Annotated in this window: 18 protein-coding genes; 10 read left to right on the top strand and 8 right to left on the bottom strand. The window is 63.8% G+C overall.

Going from position 1 to position 17,873, the window contains the following annotated elements; genetic code table 11:
* Positions 1–52 precede the first annotated feature (52 nt).
* Positions 53–427, top strand: a complete 375-nt coding sequence (locus tag V5F77_RS11485; RefSeq protein ID WP_429005485.1) for a hypothetical protein — start codon at positions 53–55, stop codon at positions 425–427.
* A gap of 12 nt (positions 428–439) precedes the next feature.
* Here the strand turns inward: V5F77_RS11485 and V5F77_RS11480 are convergent, their stop codons facing one another.
* Together V5F77_RS11480 and V5F77_RS11475 are read right to left on the bottom strand one after the other, a co-directional pair.
* A complete protein-coding gene (locus V5F77_RS11480; RefSeq protein ID WP_429005484.1) occupies positions 440–700 on the bottom strand; it encodes an alpha/beta fold hydrolase in 261 nt (86 codons plus the stop codon).
* A 65-nt stretch (positions 701–765) separates the two neighbouring features.
* A complete protein-coding gene (locus V5F77_RS11475; protein ID WP_429005483.1) occupies positions 766–2,685 on the bottom strand; it encodes a propionyl-CoA synthetase in 1,920 nt (639 codons plus the stop codon).
* Positions 2,686–2,861: 176 nt separating this feature from the next.
* On the opposite strand from V5F77_RS11475, the gene V5F77_RS11470 reads away from it, so the two are divergent.
* Positions 2,862–4,487 carry an acyl-CoA synthetase gene (locus V5F77_RS11470; RefSeq protein ID WP_429005482.1) on the top strand — a complete coding sequence of 542 codons (1,626 nt, stop codon included), beginning with the start codon at positions 2,862–2,864 and terminating at the stop codon, positions 4,485–4,487.
* A 29-nt stretch (positions 4,488–4,516) separates the two neighbouring features.
* Here V5F77_RS11470 and V5F77_RS11465 read toward each other — a convergent pair whose 3' ends face one another.
* Complete coding sequence (locus tag V5F77_RS11465; RefSeq protein ID WP_429005481.1) at positions 4,517–5,407, bottom strand: bifunctional helix-turn-helix transcriptional regulator/GNAT family N-acetyltransferase; 891 nt, start codon at positions 5,405–5,407, stop codon at positions 4,517–4,519.
* A 177-nt stretch (positions 5,408–5,584) separates the two neighbouring features.
* Between V5F77_RS11465 and V5F77_RS11460 the strand changes: the two genes are divergently transcribed.
* The 3 genes from V5F77_RS11460 to V5F77_RS11450 all read left to right on the top strand — a co-directional run bounded on the left by V5F77_RS11460 (position 5,585) and on the right by V5F77_RS11450 (position 9,357).
* Positions 5,585–7,330, top strand: a complete 1,746-nt coding sequence (locus V5F77_RS11460) for an ABC transporter ATP-binding protein/permease (protein WP_429005480.1) — start codon at positions 5,585–5,587, stop codon at positions 7,328–7,330.
* 256 nt (positions 7,331–7,586) lie between these two features.
* Positions 7,587–7,892, top strand: a complete 306-nt coding sequence (locus V5F77_RS11455; RefSeq protein WP_429005479.1) for a hypothetical protein — start codon at positions 7,587–7,589, stop codon at positions 7,890–7,892.
* 142 nt (positions 7,893–8,034) lie between these two features.
* Entirely contained in the window at positions 8,035–9,357 is a 1,323-nt protein-coding gene (locus V5F77_RS11450) for a chloride channel protein (protein WP_429005478.1), read from the top strand.
* Positions 9,358–9,363: 6 nt separating this feature from the next.
* On the opposite strand, the gene V5F77_RS11445 is transcribed toward V5F77_RS11450, so the two are convergent.
* From V5F77_RS11445 to V5F77_RS11435, 3 genes are read right to left on the bottom strand one after another with little or no spacing between them, the layout of a single operon-like run.
* Positions 9,364–9,852, bottom strand: a complete 489-nt coding sequence (locus V5F77_RS11445) for an HPP family protein (protein ID WP_429005477.1) — start codon at positions 9,850–9,852, stop codon at positions 9,364–9,366.
* 47 nt (positions 9,853–9,899) lie between these two features.
* The gene (locus V5F77_RS11440) at positions 9,900–10,724 is read right to left on the bottom strand and encodes a ChbG/HpnK family deacetylase (protein ID WP_429005476.1); all 825 of its coding nucleotides are present in this window, start codon (positions 10,722–10,724) and stop codon (positions 9,900–9,902) included.
* Positions 10,721–11,731, bottom strand: a complete 1,011-nt coding sequence (locus V5F77_RS11435) for a glycosyltransferase family 2 protein (RefSeq protein ID WP_429005599.1) — start codon at positions 11,729–11,731, stop codon at positions 10,721–10,723. Before V5F77_RS11435 ends, V5F77_RS11440 begins: the two co-directional genes overlap by 4 nt.
* 314 nt (positions 11,732–12,045) lie before the next feature.
* Between V5F77_RS11435 and V5F77_RS11430 the strand changes: the two genes are divergently transcribed.
* On the top strand, positions 12,046–12,882 hold the full coding sequence (locus V5F77_RS11430) for a universal stress protein (protein ID WP_429005475.1): 837 nt from the start codon (positions 12,046–12,048) through the stop codon (positions 12,880–12,882).
* A gap of 82 nt (positions 12,883–12,964) precedes the next feature.
* Here V5F77_RS11430 and V5F77_RS11425 read toward each other — a convergent pair whose 3' ends face one another.
* Positions 12,965–13,663, bottom strand: a complete 699-nt coding sequence (locus V5F77_RS11425) for a DUF1013 domain-containing protein (RefSeq protein WP_429005474.1) — start codon at positions 13,661–13,663, stop codon at positions 12,965–12,967.
* Between the two features lie 253 nt (positions 13,664–13,916).
* On the opposite strand from V5F77_RS11425, the gene ispH reads away from it, so the two are divergent.
* Genes ispH through rnhA form a run of 3 tightly spaced genes read left to right on the top strand, consistent with a single transcriptional unit; the run spans position 13,917 to position 16,315 of the window.
* Positions 13,917–14,879: a 4-hydroxy-3-methylbut-2-enyl diphosphate reductase gene (ispH, locus tag V5F77_RS11420; RefSeq protein WP_429005473.1), complete on the top strand. Its 963-nt coding sequence runs from the start codon at positions 13,917–13,919 to the stop codon at positions 14,877–14,879.
* 3 nt (positions 14,880–14,882) lie between these two features.
* Positions 14,883–15,848, top strand: coding sequence for a homoserine kinase (locus V5F77_RS11415; RefSeq protein WP_429005472.1), 966 nt, complete (start codon positions 14,883–14,885; stop codon positions 15,846–15,848).
* Positions 15,845–16,315 (top strand): ribonuclease HI, encoded by a 471-nt coding sequence (gene rnhA, locus V5F77_RS11410; RefSeq protein ID WP_429005471.1) that lies wholly within the window; start codon positions 15,845–15,847, stop codon positions 16,313–16,315. The genes V5F77_RS11415 and rnhA overlap by 4 nt, the downstream gene beginning before the upstream one ends.
* 38 nt (positions 16,316–16,353) lie before the next feature.
* On the opposite strand, the gene V5F77_RS11405 is transcribed toward rnhA, so the two are convergent.
* Positions 16,354–16,704 carry an ArsC family reductase gene (locus V5F77_RS11405; protein ID WP_429005470.1) on the bottom strand — a complete coding sequence of 117 codons (351 nt, stop codon included), beginning with the start codon at positions 16,702–16,704 and terminating at the stop codon, positions 16,354–16,356.
* Positions 16,705–17,181: 477 nt separating this feature from the next.
* On the opposite strand from V5F77_RS11405, the gene V5F77_RS11400 reads away from it, so the two are divergent.
* Positions 17,182–17,873: CaiB/BaiF CoA transferase family protein (locus V5F77_RS11400; protein WP_429005598.1), on the top strand; the 692-nt coding region annotated here is incomplete at its 3' end.

Here is a 17,873-nt window from a genome sequence, read left to right as displayed (position 1 = left end):
CGTGTTGCGGAGTAATGTCACGCTGGGCCTGGGGATTGGAAGGACAAACCACATGGCAATCTTCCTCAGCAGCGCCGGCAAGGCAAATGCGCGGCCTCCGCGCATCACTGGGCCAGTGTTCACGGCCAGTCTCGCGCTCGCGGGACTCCTGATCGCGTCCGGCGCCGCTCTGGCGCAGGGCGCCTATCCCTCTGGCCCTGCGAGTGTGAACATGAGCTGCGTTCAAGCCAACGCCCTCGTGACAAAGGCCGGCGGGACGGTACTCAACACCGGCGGCCTCACCTATGATCGGTATGTGCGCGATCGTTCATTCTGCACATATTTCGACGTGACGAAGCCCGCCTTCGTGCCGACCCGGGACGTGAAGCAGTGCTTCGTCGGGTACACCTGCATCGACCCGTCGATCGAAAACGGCGGACGACGCTGAACCCAACCGGCTTCACCCCACCGCCGGAGGCAAGCCCTCCAGCGCCCGCGCGAAAGCCTGGGGATTGGCCAGGTTCGAGAGATGGTCAACATTGGGGATCACCGCGATGCGCACACCGGGCACCTCGGGGCGCATGACCGCGACTGGCGAAGAACTGTCCTCCATGCCGACGATGAACAGCGTCGGCGTGGAGATTTGCTTCAGGCGGGCGCCCGTTTGAGGGTTGGCCACCACCCCGCCGGTGGGGAACCAGCGTTCCAGCGTCGGCTTCACCGGTCTGTCAATGTGATAGGCGAGGCGGCGCCGTTGATCTCCGCGAACTTGATCCCTCTTCCCGCTCACGCCCCGTAGCCACGCTGCTTCAGCACGGCGCCGATCTCTTCCAGCACGGCCGGATCGTCGATGGTGGCTGGCGCGGTCCACGCGTCCGCGTCGGCAATCTTCTTCATGGTGCCGCGCAGGATCTTGCCGGAGCGGGTCTTGGGCAGGCGCGCCACCGTCACCGCCAGCTTGAAGGCGGCCACCGGGCCGATCCGGTCGCGCACGAGGCCGACCAATTCCTTCTCGATCACCTCGGGCGCCCGCCGCTCGCCGGCCTTCAGCACCACGAAGCCGCAGGGAATTTCCCCCTTCAGCGCATCCTTCACGCCGATCACTGCGCATTCCGCCACATCGGGATGGGAGGAGAGCACTTCTTCCATGCCTCCGGTGGAAAGGCGGTGGCCGGCGACATTGATGATGTCGTCGGTGCGGCCCATCACGAAGACATAGCCGTCGTCGTCGATGAAGCCGGCGTCCGAAGTTTTGTAATAGCCGGGGAAATCAGCGAGGTAGCTCTCCCGGAAGCGCTCGTCTTGCTGCCAAAGGGTGGGGAGGCACCCAGGGGGCAACGGCAGCTTGATGACGATGGAGCCCATGGTACCGTTCGGCAGTTGCTTGGCCGCTTCGTCCACGACGTGGAGATCATAGCCGGGCAGCGGCACCGTCGGCGACCCGGGCTTGACGGGCAGCAAGCCGAGACCCACGGGATTACCCGCGATGCCCCATCCAGTTTCGGTCTGCCACCAATGGTCGACCACCGGCACGTTCAGCTTCTCCCCAGCCCAGGCGACCGTATCGGGATCGGCCCGCTCGCCGGCGAGGAACAAGGTGCGAAGCGAGGAGGTGTCGTACCTCGCCAGAAAGGTGGCGTCGGGATCTTCCTTCTTGATGGCGCGCAGGGCCGTCGGCGCCGTGAAAAGGGCCGCCACCTTGTGCTCGGCGACCACACGCCAGAAGGCACCGGGATCGGGTGTGCCCACCGGCTTGCCCTCGTAGATCACCGAAGTGCAGCCCATCAGGAGAGGGCCATAGACGATGTAGGAATGGCCAACCACCCAGCCGATGTCGGAGGCGGTCCAGAACACGTCGCCAGGCTTGAGACCGTAAAGATTGTCCATGGTCCAGCGGAGCGCCACCATGTGGCCGCCGGTGTCGCGCACCACGCCCTTGGGAATCCCGGTCGTGCCCGAGGTGTAGAGAATATAGAGCGGGTCGGTCGCTCCCATGTGTGCGCAATCGGCACCGCGGCCGGACGCGGCGGCGGCCGAGCGCTGCTCGGCCCAGTCGAGATCGCGGCCTTCCACCATGTCGGCGGCGAGCTGCGGGCGCTGAAGGATCAGGCAGGCCGAGGGCTTGACGGTCGCGATCTCGATCGCGGCGTCGAGCAACGGCTTGTAGGGCACCACGCGGTTGGGCTCGATGCCGCAAGAGGCGGCAAGGACCACCTTCGGCGCCGCATCGTCGATACGCACCGCCAACTCCCTGGCCGCAAACCCGCCGAACACCACCGAATGCACGGCGCCGATGCGCGCACAGGCCAGCATGGCGATCACCGCCTCGGGCACCATGGGCATATAAATGACCACCCGGTCGCCCTTGCCCACGCCCATGTCGCGCAACACTGCGCCAAGGGTGCGCACCTCGGCGAGGAGCGCGGAATAGGTGATTTCACGTTTCGTCCCGGTGACCGGGCTGTCATGGATCAGGGCGACCTGAGCGCCCCGGCCAGCATCCACGTGGCGGTCAACCGCATTGAAGCAGGTATTGCACACGCCGCCGACGAACCAGCGGCCATAGGGGCCGAGATTGGGATCGAAGATCGTACGGGGCGGCGCGATCCACGCGATATCGCGTGCCGCCTCGCTCCAGAAGGCCTGCGGATCGCTCTGCCAGCGGGCATAGACCTCGCCATAGCGGCTGGAGCCCAGGTCGAGCATGGCACATTCCTCCCAGTAGACGTGTTCTGATTGGCGCGCATGATGCGCGGGCGATTTCACAACGCAAGTCCGCTCTACTGCGTAAGACCTTGGTCGACTACACGGGCGATTGCGCCGGGCCGAACAGCTCAGCTAGGTTCTGCGCGCCGTCACGGCTCAAAAAAGGGGGAACCGCCATGGTCAGCATATATGATCGAGATCTTGACCGGTCGCCCGCCAATTTCCAGCCGCTGACGCCGCTCGGCTTCCTGGAACGGGCGGCCAGCGTGTTTCCCGAGCACACAGCCATCATCCACGGGTCGCTGCGCCGGACGTATCGCGATTTCTATGGCCGTGCCCGCCGTCTCGCCTCGGCCCTGGAGAAGCGCGGCGTGGGTCCCAACGATACCGTGGCGGTGATGTTGCCGAACGTTCCCGCCATGCTGGAAGCCCATTACGGCGTGCCCATGTGTGGGGCGGTGCTGAATTCGCTAAATACGCGCCTCGATGCCGCCATCCTCGCCTTCACGCTCGAGCATGGAGAGGCCAAGGTCTTGATCACGGACCGCGATTTCTCCCCGCTCATCCAGGCGGCGCTGGCGCTTTCCACCAAAAAGCCCATCGTCATCGATTACGACGATCCCGAATTCACCGGCTTCGGCAACCGTATCGGCGAGATGGAGTACGAGGATTTCCTCGCCACCGGCGATCCTGACTACCCATGGGCCATGCCGAGCGACGAATGGAATGCCATCGCGCTCAATTATACCTCCGGCACCACGGGCGATCCCAAGGGCGTGGTCTACCACCATCGCGGTGCGCATCTGCTGGCGGTGGGCAATGTGGTGACCTGCGCCATGGGCCGGCATCCGGTCTATCTGTGGACGCTGCCGATGTTCCACTGCAACGGCTGGTGCTTCCCCTGGTCGGTTTCGCTGGCCGCCGGCACCCATGTGTGCCTGCGGCAGGTGCGGGCCAAGCCGATCTTCGATGCCATCGCCGACCATGGCGTCACCCACATGTGCGGCGCGCCCATTGTCATGTCCACCCTGCTCAATGCTCCGGACTCCGAAAAGCGCCCTCTCCCCCGCGTGGTGGAATTCATCACCGCCGCCGCCCCGCCGCCCGAGGCCGTGCTCGCCGCAATGCAGGAGGCCGGCTTCAACGTCACCCACGTATATGGCCTCACCGAAGTCTATGGCCCGGCGGTGGTCAACGAGTGGCACGCGGAATGGAACGACCTGCCCGCAGCCGAGCGGGCGGCGAAAAAATCCCGCCAGGGCGTCCGTTACGGCGCATTGGAGGCACTTGACGTGATGGATCCCGATACCATGGCACCGGTACCGGCCGATGGCGAGACGCTAGGCGAAGTCATGTTCCGCGGCAATGTGGTGATGAAGGGCTATCTGAAAAACTCAGGCGCCACGGACAAGGCTTTCTTCGGCGGCTGGTTCCATTCCGGAGACCTCGGCGTGAAGCATCCCGACGGCTACGTGCAACTGAAGGACCGCTCCAAGGACATCATCATTTCCGGCGGCGAAAACATTTCCTCGATCGAAGTGGAAGAAGCGCTTTACAAGCACCCCGCTGTCAGCGCCGCCGCCGTCGTGGCCCGGGCGGACGACAAATGGGGCGAGACGCCGGTGGCGTTCGTGGAGTTGCGGGCTGGCACAAGTGCGACGGCGGAAGAGCTTCTCGCCCACTGCAAAGCCCATCTCGCCAGCTACAAATGCCCGCGCCACATCGTCTTCGACGAGATCCCCAAGACCTCGACCGGCAAGATCCAGAAATTCAAGCTGCGCGAGATGGCGAAGGACATCTGACCGGCCCCTGACACGACGGCGAAGCGGCGCTAAAGCCGCTTCTCGAACCAATGATGCGCATAGGGGTCGTCATTGAAGGCCGGCACCTCGGTATAAAGGTGCTTGCGGTAGAGGGCGTGCGCCTCGGCGAGCACCCGGTTGGAATCCAGGCGTAGTCGCGAAAGGCCCAGTTCGCGCGCCGCATCCTCCAGCACGCGCAACATGCGTCCGGCAATACCCATGCCGCGGGCCGAGGGCGCGGTCCACATCCGCTTGATTTCCCCCACCTCGCCGTCCACGTGCTTCAGTGCGCAACACCCGACCGGAACCCCCTCCAGTCGCGCGACCACGAAGCACCCCAAGGGCGGCGCGACGTCCGCATCGCAAACGGGCTTGCCCTGCGCGGGGTCGAAGCCGGTCTCGAAGCGGGCGGCCAGTTCCCGGAAATAGGCATCAAGGCAAAGACGGACGTCGGTGCTGCCTGGGTCTTCGCGGCTTATCTCCACGCCCGCCGCCCGGATCAGCCGCTCCACCTCGGCCATTGCGGCGATCAGCCGGGCGCGCTGCGACGCCTCCAGCGGAGCGAGCATCGAGGCGGCGACATCATCGGACAGGGCGTTGTAGGCGGCCAGCTCCGCCTTGCCTTTGCGCGTGAGGTGGACCCGGCGCACGCGCGCGTCGTCCTGCTGCGTGCACACCTCGATCAGGCCTTGGGACTCCAACGACCGGAGCAGGCGGCTCAGATACCCCGAATCGAGGCCGAGACTGCCGCGCAGGGCTCGGACATCCAAACCATGCGCCCCTTGGGCACCCACCTCGAACACCACCCGCGCTTCGCCCAGCGGGCGGCCGCGATGGAGATAGCTTTGCTCCAGCGCGCCGACGCGCTGGGTGATCAACCGGTTGAACCGGCGTATCTCGGTGATTTGCTGCGCATCCATTATCTGACTTTAGTCAGATATCATAAGTCTCAGCAAGTCCTGTTTCCTGCGATTGGAACGTGCGGCTCCATCCCGCTACGGCACTTCACATGACAGAGCGGTAACGGTGCGGCAATCATCCCTCAAGGTGGAAGCGGTCTATGCTTTGTCGGGCAAACACCCGGACCGGATCCACGCATGCGCGCCTTACTGACCCTTCTCGGCGACATCCGCCGTCTCGCCCTGCCCTATTTCCGCAGCGAGGAGCGCTGGAGCGCGCTCGGCCTGCTGGCTGCCGTGATCGTGCTTGAACTCGCGTGGGTATACGCCACGGTCCTGCTGAACGAATGGAATAGCGCCTTCTATAATGCGATCCAGGAAAAGGATTACCCTGCCTTCAAGCACCAGCTTTTGGTGTTCTGCGCGATCGCCGTGGGCGCGATCATCGTGGCGGTTTACCAGATCTACCTCAAGCAATGGCTGCAGATCCGCTGGCGGCGCTGGTTGACCAAGCGCTATCTCGACCATTGGCTCGCAGACAAGACCCATTATCGCCTGCGCCTGGCCGGCGACTCCGCGGACAATCCCGACCAGCGCATCGCCGAAGACGTGAACATGTTTGTCAGCCAAACCATCGGCATCGGCATCGGCCTTTTGGGCACAGTGGTGTCGCTGGCCTCTTTCAGCGTGATCCTCTGGCACCTGTCGGGCAGCTACGACATGCAGATGTTCGGCGGCCATCTCTTCATTCCTGGATACCTGTTCTGGGCGGCGTTGATCTATGCTGGCGCCGGCACCTGGATCGCCCATCTCATCGGCAAGCCGCTGATCCGACTCAATTTCGATCAGCAGCGCTATGAAGCCGACTTCCGTGTTGATCTGGTGCGCGTGCGCGAAAATGCCGAACAGATCGCGCTGCTGCACGGTGAGCCGGCGGAAGAGCGCCGCCTCACCGGCCGGTTCGGTCGCATCCGCGAGAACTTCTTCGCTCTCATGGGTGCACAAAAGCGCCTGACCTGGTTTTCCGCCGGCTACAATCAGATCTCCACGATTTTTCCCTATGTGGTTGTCTCGCCCGCCTATTTCTCCGGCGCGATCCTGCTCGGCCCGCTGATGCAGACCGCCTCAGCTTTCTCCTCGGTGCAGAGTTCGTTTTCCTTCTTCATCTCCTCATATGCGACCCTGGCGGAATGGACCGCCGTGGTGAACCGCCTCACCGGATTTGAATCCTCGATGGCGGTGGTGAAGCGCGATGCCGCGACGCCAGCGTTCCGCCACGTGGACAGCGGGGGAGCCGAACTGCGACTTACAAATCTCGACGTGCACCTGCCGGATGGCATGCCGCTGGTGCAGGCGCGGAGTATTGCAGCCCACCCGGGCGAGCGGATACTGATCACTGGCCCGTCTGGCGCCGGCAAGACCACGCTGCTGCGGGCGGTGGCGGGAATCTGGCCATTCGGCACCGGCGAGGTCGCCTTGCCGGCCCGCGCGCAGCTCATGATTCTTCCCCAGCGGCCTTACATTCCCACCGGCCGGCTCGATGCCGCGCTGACCTATCCCGCCGAACCTGACGGATACGATCGCGCCCAGCTCGAGGACGCGCTCGGTGCCGTTGGCCTGGCAGCCTTGACTGGCCGCCTCGAAGAGAGTGCCGCTTGGCCACACGTGCTGTCGCTCGGCGAACAGCAGCGTCTTTCCATCGCCCGCGTGCTGCTGGTGCGCCCCGACGTTCTGCTGCTGGACGAAGCCACCGCCGCCCTCGACGAAGACATGGAGGCACAACTTTACGGCCTGATCGCCCAGCGCTTGCCGCAAACGGTGGTGCTTTCCATCGGCCATCGATCCACTTTGATCGCGCTGCACGACACGGCACTCGCGCTACAAGGTACCCAAGCGCCCCGGACATTGATGGCGAGTTCCCACCTTGCCCCTGCGGCAGCGTGAGCGGGTAGAGGACTGGACACCAGGGCGCGCCACCGATTGCGCGGATCAACAACGCAACGCAGCAAATTCAGAGGTAGCGACGCACGCTTTTCTCTCAGCCAACGTCCAGATGTTCATCGCAGATGCGCGAGCTACCCCTACCCTTTAACTTAGGGTTAGGGTTTGCTATAATTGAAAGATCAAACGCTGTCGGATCGTGATTTTAGCCTGACGCAAGTTGACACGTTTCACGACGCTCCGCTGACGGAGAGGTCTCATGAGTAAAGTTCAGGAGTTGATGAACGTATTGTCCATGTTCTTTTTCGTCGCCTGTGCGGCGATTTTGACATGTTCGATGATTGCGTCTTCGGCCTATTCGCTGGTGTTGTACGTGGGCTTCAGCTTTCCGCTGTCGCAGGCTGCAATGTCGGGATTCGACCTCCTCTTTAAGCTGATCATGTGTGCAATTGCGGCCCTCGTCATGTCGATCGTCTGTCGGGCTATAGCGCGCGTAAGTGCGGAGATGACGATACCTCAGGGTTCCATCAAGCCCGCGCTTCAACGCGAATCCATCTCCAAATAAGCCAATCGCGAAGCGAACCCGCCGGCCCGCTCTGCGCAAGGCGGAAATCGCCTTTTTTGCGGTGCGCCATAGCCTACGCAGATTGACGCAGTTCGCCCTACCCCCTAACGGCTAGGAGAGGTAGAAGAGGGGCGGGACTAAGATGTTCAAGCGCGATCTGCGGCGCGTGCGTGTTGTCCTCTTTTCGCGCATTTTCTGGAAGCGCCGGGTCGTCTTCCTGCTGGGCGCAATAGCCGTCGGCGTCGCGTCAGTGCTATTCGCCGCCGCCGCCGACCGCGGGCAGGATGTCTATGTGGCCATCGTGCGCGAAGCACCCTATGCGCTTTTGATCATCACGCCGCTCGGCTTCGGCCTGTTCGCCCACCTCACCGCCCGCTTCTTCGACGGCGCGCAGGGCAGCGGCATTCCACAAGCCATTTCCGCCCGCCGCTCCGATGATCCTGCCCACCGTGCACGGCTCTTGAGCGTGAAAGTGACGCTCGGCAAGGTCGCCCTCACCATCGCCGGCCTGGCCGTGGGTGCGTCCATCGGCCGGGAGGGCCCGACCGTGCAGCTCGGCTGCGCCATCATGGTGATGCTGGCGGGGATGGTCGGCATCGGCCGCGCCAACGGCCTGATTCTCGCGGGCGCCGCCGCCGGCATCGCGGGGGCGTTCAACACACCATTGGCGGGCATCATGTTCGCCATCGAAGAGATGGCAAAATCCTACGACAAGCGCCTGTCGGGGATGATCTCCTATGCGGTCGTGATCTCTGGAATGGTGAGCCTGGTGCTGGTCGGCCAGTATTCTTATTTCGGCACCATACCGACAGATGCCTTTCCCCAACAGATCGGTTGGACAGCGGTTGCCGCGTGCGCAGTCATGGGCGGTATTGCCGGTGCCATTTTTTCGCGCGGCCTGGTTGCTCTCTCTTTTGCCAAAGGCGGCATGATCGGCCGGCTGAAGAGCCGTCCCTGGCTCTATGGCGGGCTCATCGGCTTCGCCGTGGCTTTGCTAGCGGTCGCGACTGACGGCTTCGCTGGCGGCTCCGGCTATGCGCCGACACGCGACCTGTTGGAGCAAGGCGTGACGAATCCCTGGTGGTATGCCCCGATCAAGCTTCTGACCACGATGCTATCCTCGGCGGCTGGGATTCCGGGCGGGCTCTTCTCCCCCTCTCTGTCCGTGGGGGCCGGCTTCGGAGCCGCCCTATCGGGCTTCCTGCCCCATATCGACGTGCGGGCGCTCGCCATGCTGGGAATGGTCGCCTATTTCGCCGGCGTGGTGCAGGCACCGCTCACCGCGTTCGTCATCGTCATGGAAATGACCGACGAGGTCCATCTCGTGGTGCCGCTGCTGGCCACCTCGTTGCTGGCGGCGGGCCTGTCGCGCCTGCTCGCGCCCGAACCGCTCTACCACGCACTGTCCTATGCCTATGATCCCAAACCACAGGCTCCTGCGACCGGCCCCGTCACCGGGAAATAAGCCCCATCACGCATCGGGTTGTCGCGGCACCGGCTGCCTGGGCCAGTCGGCGCCGGGTAGCAGCCGGTGCCAGAGATGTGCATAGGCGGCGAGCAAGAGCGCGCCACTGGCGATTGGCACCAGCAGGAAGCTGATCGAAAGATCCTCCACCACGACGATCAGTGGATCGATGGCAGCGGGCGGATGCAGGGTTCGCGTCCCGCGCATCACCACCAGCGCCAATCCCACCGCGAACGCACCCGCGGCCGGTGCGGGCCCGGCAAGCCAAAGAACGGCAAAACCGACCAAGGTGGACATCAGATGCCCGCCGATGAGCGCCCGCGGCTGCGCCGGCTCCGCTTCGGGCATGCCCATTACAAGGGCAATCGAGGTCACGAACGGCACCCGCTTGAGTGGCGTCTCGCCCAAGGCCGCCACGCCTTCCATGGCGCCGACTGCGAGCGCAGCTCCGAGCCCGCGCCAGGTCCAGAGAAAAAGGGTTCTGCGCTCGATCAAATTGCGTCCCATCCCACCGCTTGCGGATCGGTTGGGAAAAGCACGAATCAGGCCAAGCGCGCCCCGCTCTCCACGAGACTAGCGAGGAAGGCGTCGTCGGCCAGCGCGTTGTATTCGCGCGCACGCTGGTCGATCACTGGGTCGCGGCTCGCGAGCACCGAGTCCGGATGGCCCGGATGCACCATCATCAGGCCGCCATCGGGAAGCCCGGTGATGAAATGGCGCAGCAGCGCGGTAAAATCGTGCCCGGGGCCAAAATCATAGGCACCGGCGAAACCGCGGTTGGTACGCAGACCCTTTGCCTGCGCCTGAGCCTTGAGGCCCTTGGCGAACACACCGAGCAGCCGCGCCTTGGCGTCGAAACCAAGGCGGGCTTTCGGGGCGGGCGAGCAATCGCGTACCAGGGCGCCAGGCGCATGGCGCCCCGTTGCTTCCAGCACCGCACCGCGAATGCCGGGCAGCAGATGCACATGCTGGTGCCCATCCACATGGGCGGGTGGCCGCCCGAACGCCGCCACAAACGCGAGGAACTGCGCCTCCACCTCGGCGCGCACGGCCGCGCCATTGAGGCGCCCGGCCAGCGCATGCAACACGAGCGTGGACAACGGTGAAAAGCAGGACCCACCTAAGGGATCGGCTGCGAGCGGCGCAAAACCGCCGGTGAAAGTAATGTGAAGACCAATGCTCGCCGAGGCTGCACCGGGTGCCGACATCAGGGCCGCGTCCAGTTGCCCTGCTTCCTCCGCGAGGCCGGGGAAGATTGTCATCACCGAGGTGGCGTTGAGCCGGCCTGCCATCAGCAAGGCGCGGATCGCCTCCGAGACACCGGGCGCCAGAGCATAATCGTCGGCGCAGACCCAGATGGATTTCACGGCAGGATCACAGGGCGCGGAACATCCGCATAATCGGGAGCCGGGGCCAGGTTTTCCTCGTCATGGCGCAGTGCGTGGTCGGCGACGAAATAGACCGGACGCGCTTTGATCTCCGAGAGGATGCGCGCGATATACTCGCCCATCACCCCGATCACCAGCAATTGCACCCCTCCGATCACCATCAGCCCCACCACCAGGGACGGGTATCCTGGCACCGGAATACCCCAAAACAGACGCTCGATTACGATCCAGACGCCATAGAGAAAGGCGATGCCTGCGAGCCCGGCACCAACCATTCCCGCGAGGCGCAGTGGAGCGGGAGAGAACGATGTGAGCGCCTCCATGGACAAGCTCAGCAGGCGGAAGAAGCTCCAGGAACTGGAGCCATGGGTCCGGCCGGCCGGCCGGTACGGCACGGCAATCTGCCGGAAACCGATCCAGCTCGAGAGCCCCTTGAAGAAGCGGTTGCGCTCGGGCAATCGGCGCAAGGCAGCAGTGGCGCGGGGCGAAAGCAGACGAAAATCCGCCGCGTCCTCAGGGATGCGCGTGGACGCCCCGAAGTTTAACAGCTTGTAGAACACCTTGACGAACCAACGGCGCGACGTGGCTTCGTCCATGCGGTCGGCCTTGACGGCATAAGGCACGTCATAGCCCTGGTCCTTCCACAGGCCAACGAAGGTCTCGATCATTTCCGGCGGGTGCTGCCCGTCGCCGTCCATGAACAACAACGCATCACCGCGGGCATGGTCCAGTCCAGCGAGCAGCGCCGCTTCCTTGCCGAAATTACGAGACAGCGCCACCACCTGCACATCAACCCCCAGGGCAGGCAATTCGCTTGCTACCGTGGCGCAGGCATCGCGGCTCCCGTCGTCGACATAGACGATCTCGATGCGCATTCCGCGCGCCTGCGCGACCGCCTGCGCACAGGCGCTGAGCTTGCGGTGAAAGGAGGGAAGCCCGTCCGCCTCATTATAAACCGGGACCACGATGCTGAGGTCGGGAGTCATGGAAAAGCCGCCCTTGGCGCCGCTGGCAATCTTCACCCGTTTAGCCGGGTTCTGGGACATAGGCGAGAGACTCAACATTTTTTGGACCTGCCGGGAACCTTGTTCGCCCATGAAACTTAAAGACTAGACGGCTCGCTTCCCCCTAGGCGTACCGTCATCAGCGCGGTCGCCTTCCCCCCGAGGCGGCCGCGTTTTCATTTGAGGTGTTGATATCAGAGCCATCGTCGGAATTTGCGGCGCGTCAATGAAGGAATTGTGGCCACGACTTAAGCTAAAGTAGCGTTGCCGACACGGCTTAGGAGAGGCCACTGCCCATGATCCGGGACATTCTTGTCAATCTGACCAACGGCGGCGAGCGCGATGCGGCCGGCGCATTTGCGATCACGCTCGCGGCGCGCCTGTCCGCGCACCTCACCGGCCTCGCGGTGACCTATGAAATGGAGGTGCCGCCTTTCTATATGGGGGCACTGCCGACCGACTTCATTGATGCTCAGATCAAGGAAAACGAGCAGGCCGCGCTGAAAGCCAGCGAGCGCTTCGGGCGCGAGGCTGGCGCTGCTGGCATCGTCCATGAAAGCCGTACCCTCAGTGCGTCGCTGGGCATAGCGGCAAATCGCTTCGCGTCAATGGCACGCCTGTTCGACCTCACCGTCGTCGCCCAGCCCGATCCCGACCGGCCAGGCCCGGAAGAGGTGATCGCGGAGACGGTGCTGATGGATTCCGGCCGCGCCGTAATGCTCGTCCCCTACATCCAGACTAGGCCGCTCGGCACCGGTCGCGCCGTGATCGCGTGGGACGGCAGCCGCGCCGCGGCGCGCGCCCTCAACGAGGGCATGCCTCTCCTGCATCTGGCCAAGACTATCGAGGTGCTCTCGGTCATCCGCGGCAAAGAGGGTGAGGAAAGCCTGGAGGGTTGCGCGGAAGTCGCCCGCCACCTCGCCCGCCACGGCCTTTCGGCGCAGGTGCATAAACTGCACATCGGTGCCGGCCAGCAGGTCGCCGACACGATTCTCAACGAAGTCTCCGATCAAAGCGCGGACTTCGTGATCATGGGCGGCTACGGACATTCCCGGCTGAAGGAGCTGGTGATGGGCGGGGTGACACGCGAGATCCTCGACACCATGACCGTCCCCGTCCTGATGGCGCACTAGATATAAATAAAGGTCCTCACGAACGAAAAGCGGCGCCCCACGGGGCGCCGTTTCTGTATTGCGGGCTGCAGAGAGCGAAAAATCACTCGCCCTTCTTGGAGCCGCCGAGCTTGGCGAAGACGGTTTCCAAGTCCAGCGATTCCCGACGACCGCTGGGCGCATGGCCGGCATTGTCATAGTCGTCGTGGCGGGTGGTGACATCCGCTGGCAGCAGGGTCGCGCCCTTGTCCTCGCCGGCCGGAGCCGCAGGACGGTCTTTCGCGGCACGCTGCACTTCCATGTCCAGATCGATCTGGCTGCATAGGCCGAGGGTTACCGGATCCATCGGCGCGAGCGCTGCCGAATTCCAGTGAGTCCGCTCTTTAATCTGCAGAATTGTCGCTTTCGTCGTGCCGACCAGTCGAATGATTTGCGCATCCTTCAGTTCGGGATGGTTGCGGGTCAACCACAGGATCGCGTTCGGACGGTCATGGCGGCGCGACACCGGTGTATAGCGCGGACCCTTGCGGCGCTTCTGCTCGGGCAGGCGCACCTTGGATTCCTGCAGCTTCAGGCGGTGATGCTCGTTCTTTTCCGCAAGATCAATTTCCTCGCGGGTGAGCTGGCCGTTGGAGATGGGATCGAGCCCCTTGATGCCCTGCGCCACCTCGCCATCGGCGATGCCCTTCACTTCGAGCGGATGCAGTTTACAGAAATCGCCGATCTGCTCGAAGGTGAGCGCGGTATTCTCCACCAGCCAAACGGCCGTCGCTTTCGGCATCAGGGGGGTGTTGGGTGACATGGGGTGCCTCTGAAGCTTCTCTTGGTGGACATTCGCATGACCGGTGGCGCAAATCTGCGCGAGGTCGCTCCGGGTCGGGAGCGAACCGCGGATGTCTCACGATGTCCGGGATATTCGTAACATAAGCGCCCGGACGCCCTTATGCAAATGCTGCCAGCGCGCCGGGTGGGAAACGCCCCCATCGGACCGCCGCGCTTGACAGGTGGGGGGCGGGCGATGCTTTTCAGCATCTGAACCCTGGAACGCCTGAATCATGGAAGCAAAGCCTCCCCTCCGTGTCCTGCTCTGCGCCCCGCGCGGCTTCTGCGCCGGCGTCGTGCGCGCCATTGATGCGGTTGAACGGGCACTTGAGATGCATGGCGCGCCGGTCTACGTGCGCCACGAGATCGTCCATAATAAGTATGTGGTGGAAGGACTGAGGAACAAGGGGGCGATCTTCGTGCGCGAGCTGGACGAAATCCCGTCCACCACTGCGCCGGTGATCTTCTCCGCCCACGGCGTGGCGAAATCGGTGCCGGAGGATGCGGCGGCCCGTAACTTCTTTGCCATCGATGCCACCTGCCCGCTCGTCACCAAGGTGCACCGCGAAGCCCAGGTTCACCACAAGCGGGGACGCGACATCCTGCTGATCGGCCATCGGGGACACCCGGAAGTCGTGGGCACCATGGGCCAGTTCGAGCCGGGAATCGTCACGCTGATCGAGACCGCCGAGGATGCTCGCACCTTCAGCCCCCGCGATCCGGAAAACCTCGCCTATGTGACCCAGACCACGCTCTCGATCGACGATACGGCCGAGATCGTCGCCATCCTCACCGCCCGTTTCCCGGCGATGCACGCGCCGCACAAAGAAGACATCTGCTATGCCACCACCAACCGCCAAGAGGCGGTGAAGAAGGTGGCGCCCAAGGTGGATGCCATGGTGGTGGTGGGCGCACCCAACTCCTCCAACTCCCAGCGCCTGCGCGAAACCGCCGAGCGCGAGGGATGCGCCGTTTCCGTGCTGGTTCAGCGCGCGGCGGAGATCGACTGGACGCGCTTTTCAGGCATCGGCAGCCTCGGCGTTACGGCCGGCGCCTCGGCACCGGAGGTGCTGGTGGAGGAAATCCTCGACGCGTTTGCCGAGCGGTTCACCCTGGAGGTGGAAACGGTGACGTCCGCCCAGGAAGACGTGTTCTTCCCCCTGCCCCGCGCCCTGCGCTCCGACGCGGCGGAATAGAGCGTGGCTGTCTATACAGACGTTTCGGCCGCAAGCCTTGCCGAATTCCTCACGCATTATGATATCGGAACGCTGGTGTCGTTCCACGGTATCGCGGAGGGCGTGGAGAACTCGAATTTCCTACTGCAGACCAGCAAGGACACCTTCATTCTCACCTTGTATGAGAAGCGGGTGGATCCGGCGGACCTGCCGTTCTTCATCAGCTTGATGCAGCATCTGGCGGCGCGGGGCCTCTCCTGCCCTGAGCCCGTGGCGGCCCGCGGCGGCGCAATGCTGAGCGAGCTTGCCGGGCGCCCGGCAGCGATCGTCACATTTCTGCGTGGCGTATCCGTGCGGCGACCCACAGCCAGCCATTGCGGCCAACTGGGCGAGGCTCTCGCCCGGCTGCATCTCGCCGGGGTCGACTTCGCGTTAAAGCGGCCGAATGCCTTGTCTGTCGCCGGATGGCGCCCGCTATTCGAAGCGGCGCGCGATCGCGCGGACGAGGTGATGCCGGGACTTGCGGAGACCATTGCATCCGAGCTTGCCGCGCTTGAGGGCGCATGGCCGCACGACCTGCCGGCGGGCGTCATCCATGCCGATCTGTTTCCGGACAACGCCTTTTTCCTCGACGATCATCTCTCCGGCATCATCGATTTCTATTTCGCCTGCACCGATCTCTACGCCTATGACGTGGCGGTGTGCCTGAACGCTTGGTGTTTCGAACAGGATGGAGCCTTCAACGCCACCAAGGGGCGCGCGCTGCTGGCGGGCTACCAGTCCGTGCGGCCGTTAACCCCCGGCGAGGTCGAGGCCATGCCCCGCCTCGCGCGCGGCGCGGCTCTTCGCTTTCTGCTGACGCGTCTCGTGGATTGGCTCAACGTGCCCGAAGGCGCCCTCGTTCGCCCCAAGGACCCGCTGGAATATCTGCGCAGACTGCGTTTTCACCGTGCCGTGGACAGCGCCCGCGACTATGGGCTGATCGCATGAGCATGCGCATCGAAATCTGGACCGATGGTGCCTGCTCGGGCAATCCTGGCCCCGGCGGCTGGGGGGCGATCCTGCGGTCCGGACCGCACGAGAAGGAACTCTCGGGCGGCGAGGCGCACACCACCAACAACCGCATGGAGCTGATGGCCGCCATCAGTGCCCTGGAAGCGCTGAAGAAACCGAGCGCGGTCGATCTGCACACCGACAGTGAGTATTTGCGCAACGGCGTCACCAAATGGGTCGCTGGCTGGCGCCGCAACGGCTGGAGGACCGCGGACAAGAAGCCGGTGAAGAACCAGGACCTCTGGGAACGGCTCGACGCCGCACTTGGTCGCCACGAGATATCCTGGCACTGGGTGAAGGGCCATGCGGGCAACGCGTTGAACGAGCGTGCCGACCGATTGGCCCGCGACGGCATGGCGCCTTTCAAGGGCACCGGCGCATCCGCGCGGATCGCCTCGGCGTAACGTCTTTCACTCGCTCGTAGCACGCGCCACGAAGCGGCCTAACCCAACGCGGTCTCATATTCCCCTTCCTTGAACCCCACGATTAGCCGCCTGCCGAGATCCAGCACCGGGCGCTTGATCATCGAGGGCTGCGCGAGCATCAAGGCAATGGCCTTGGCTTGGTCGAGACCAGATTTTTCCGCATCAGGCAGCTTGCGGAAAGTCGTGCCGGCGCGGTTGAGCAGGGGCTCCCAGCCCAGGGCCTGAACCCAGGCTTCGAGTCGATCACGCGCAATTCCCTGCGCCTTATAGTCATGAAAAACATAAGCGACCCCATGGGCATCGAGCCAGACTCGCGCCTTCTTCATGGTGTCGCAGTTCTTGATTCCGTAGATGGTAGGCGCCGTCATGGTTGACCCCGTCGGTGACACGACGGGCTGTAGCATTTTCTCCGCCCGGATCCGAGACCTGCGCAAAAGGCATGTCCGGTAACCAGTGGAACGGCTCTGGCCGCGCACGCGCCTGGACCTCCCCGGCACTGCGGGAAATAATCAAATCTTCAAGAAACGGGACCATCCTCTCGCCGCGTTCAGCCCCTTCGACAAGGTGAAGCATGGTCTTGTACCGGGCGGTCTCTCCTGAAAATTCGCGGGAAGCCTCAATCCCCTGCCGCGTATCCGGTACCAAGCTGAAGCACCATCGCCCCGGCAACGTCAGCTGCGCCGCAAAGAACAAAACTAGTCAATGACCGGAGGAACGCCATGACTGAACCCCTGACCCTGCCCTCTTCAGCGTCGGACGCCATCGAGCGACCCGCCGTGGAGGGCCAGAAGGCGCCTCGTCCGCTGCCGCTGTTGGGCGTAAGGGTGCTGGACGTCAGTCAGGTGATGGCCGGGCCTTATGCGAGCATGCTGCTGGGCGACCTCGGCGCCGACGTCATCAAAGTAGAGCCCCCTGGCACAGGCGACCAGACCCGCGGTGCCATGGGCTTCAAGATGAAGGGTCCCGACAGCATGGGCTTTCTCAACATGAACCGGAATAAGCGCTCCATCGCCATCAATCTGAAGAGCGATGCGGGACGTGGCCTATTCTACAAGCTGGTCGAGACCGCCGACATTCTGATTGAAAACTACCGTCCCGGCGTGATGAAGAAGTTGAAGTGCGATTACGAGAGCCTGAGGGCCATCAACCCACGTTTGGTCTATGCGTCCATCTCAGGCTTCGGCCAGACCGGACCGTGGGCCATGCGACCGGGGTTTGACCTGATGGCGCAAGCCATGTCCGGTGTGATGAGCGTCACCGGGCATCCCGGCGGCCCTCCGGTGAAGGCGGGCGTGCCGGTCGCCGACATCGGCTGCGCCCTGTTCGCGACCTATGCGGTGCTGGGTGCCTATATCGGCCAGACGCGTACCGGGGAGGGGCAGTACATCGACGCCTCCCTGTTCGAGGCCGCGCTCGCCTTTTCCATTTGGGACACCAGCGAATATTGGGGCACCGGTAAGGAACCGATCCCCCTCGGCACTGCCAACCGCATGAGCGCCCCTTATCAGGCGGTACGCTCGAAGGACGGCTATTTCGT

The organism is Roseixanthobacter psychrophilus, assembly GCF_043195195.1.
Lineage (GTDB): Bacteria > Pseudomonadota > Alphaproteobacteria > Rhizobiales > Xanthobacteraceae > NCEH01.
Note: the sequence above shows the minus strand (reverse complement) of the source record. Positions and strands in the feature narration are given on the sequence as shown.

Coding starts and splice junctions, on each gene's coding strand:
- V5F77_RS11455 (WP_429005479.1), top strand. CDS start 7,587: ATGAGTAAAGTTCAGGAGTTGATGAACGTATTGTCCATGTTCTTTTTC.
- V5F77_RS11475 (WP_429005483.1), bottom strand. CDS start 2,685: ATGCTCGACCTGGGCTCCAGCCGCTATGGCGAGGTCTATGCCCGCTGG.
- V5F77_RS11460 (WP_429005480.1), top strand. CDS start 5,585: ATGCGCGCCTTACTGACCCTTCTCGGCGACATCCGCCGTCTCGCCCTG.
- ispH (WP_429005473.1), top strand. CDS start 13,917: ATGGAAGCAAAGCCTCCCCTCCGTGTCCTGCTCTGCGCCCCGCGCGGC.
- V5F77_RS11450 (WP_429005478.1), top strand. CDS start 8,035: ATGTTCAAGCGCGATCTGCGGCGCGTGCGTGTTGTCCTCTTTTCGCGC.
- V5F77_RS11465 (WP_429005481.1), bottom strand. CDS start 5,407: ATGGATGCGCAGCAAATCACCGAGATACGCCGGTTCAACCGGTTGATC.
- V5F77_RS11470 (WP_429005482.1), top strand. CDS start 2,862: ATGGTCAGCATATATGATCGAGATCTTGACCGGTCGCCCGCCAATTTC.
- V5F77_RS11435 (WP_429005599.1), bottom strand. CDS start 11,731: ATGACTCCCGACCTCAGCATCGTGGTCCCGGTTTATAATGAGGCGGAC.
- rnhA (WP_429005471.1), top strand. CDS start 15,845: ATGAGCATGCGCATCGAAATCTGGACCGATGGTGCCTGCTCGGGCAAT.
- V5F77_RS11425 (WP_429005474.1), bottom strand. CDS start 13,663: ATGTCACCCAACACCCCCCTGATGCCGAAAGCGACGGCCGTTTGGCTG.
- V5F77_RS11485 (WP_429005485.1), top strand. CDS start 53: ATGGCAATCTTCCTCAGCAGCGCCGGCAAGGCAAATGCGCGGCCTCCG.
- V5F77_RS11405 (WP_429005470.1), bottom strand. CDS start 16,704: ATGACGGCGCCTACCATCTACGGAATCAAGAACTGCGACACCATGAAG.
- V5F77_RS11430 (WP_429005475.1), top strand. CDS start 12,046: ATGATCCGGGACATTCTTGTCAATCTGACCAACGGCGGCGAGCGCGAT.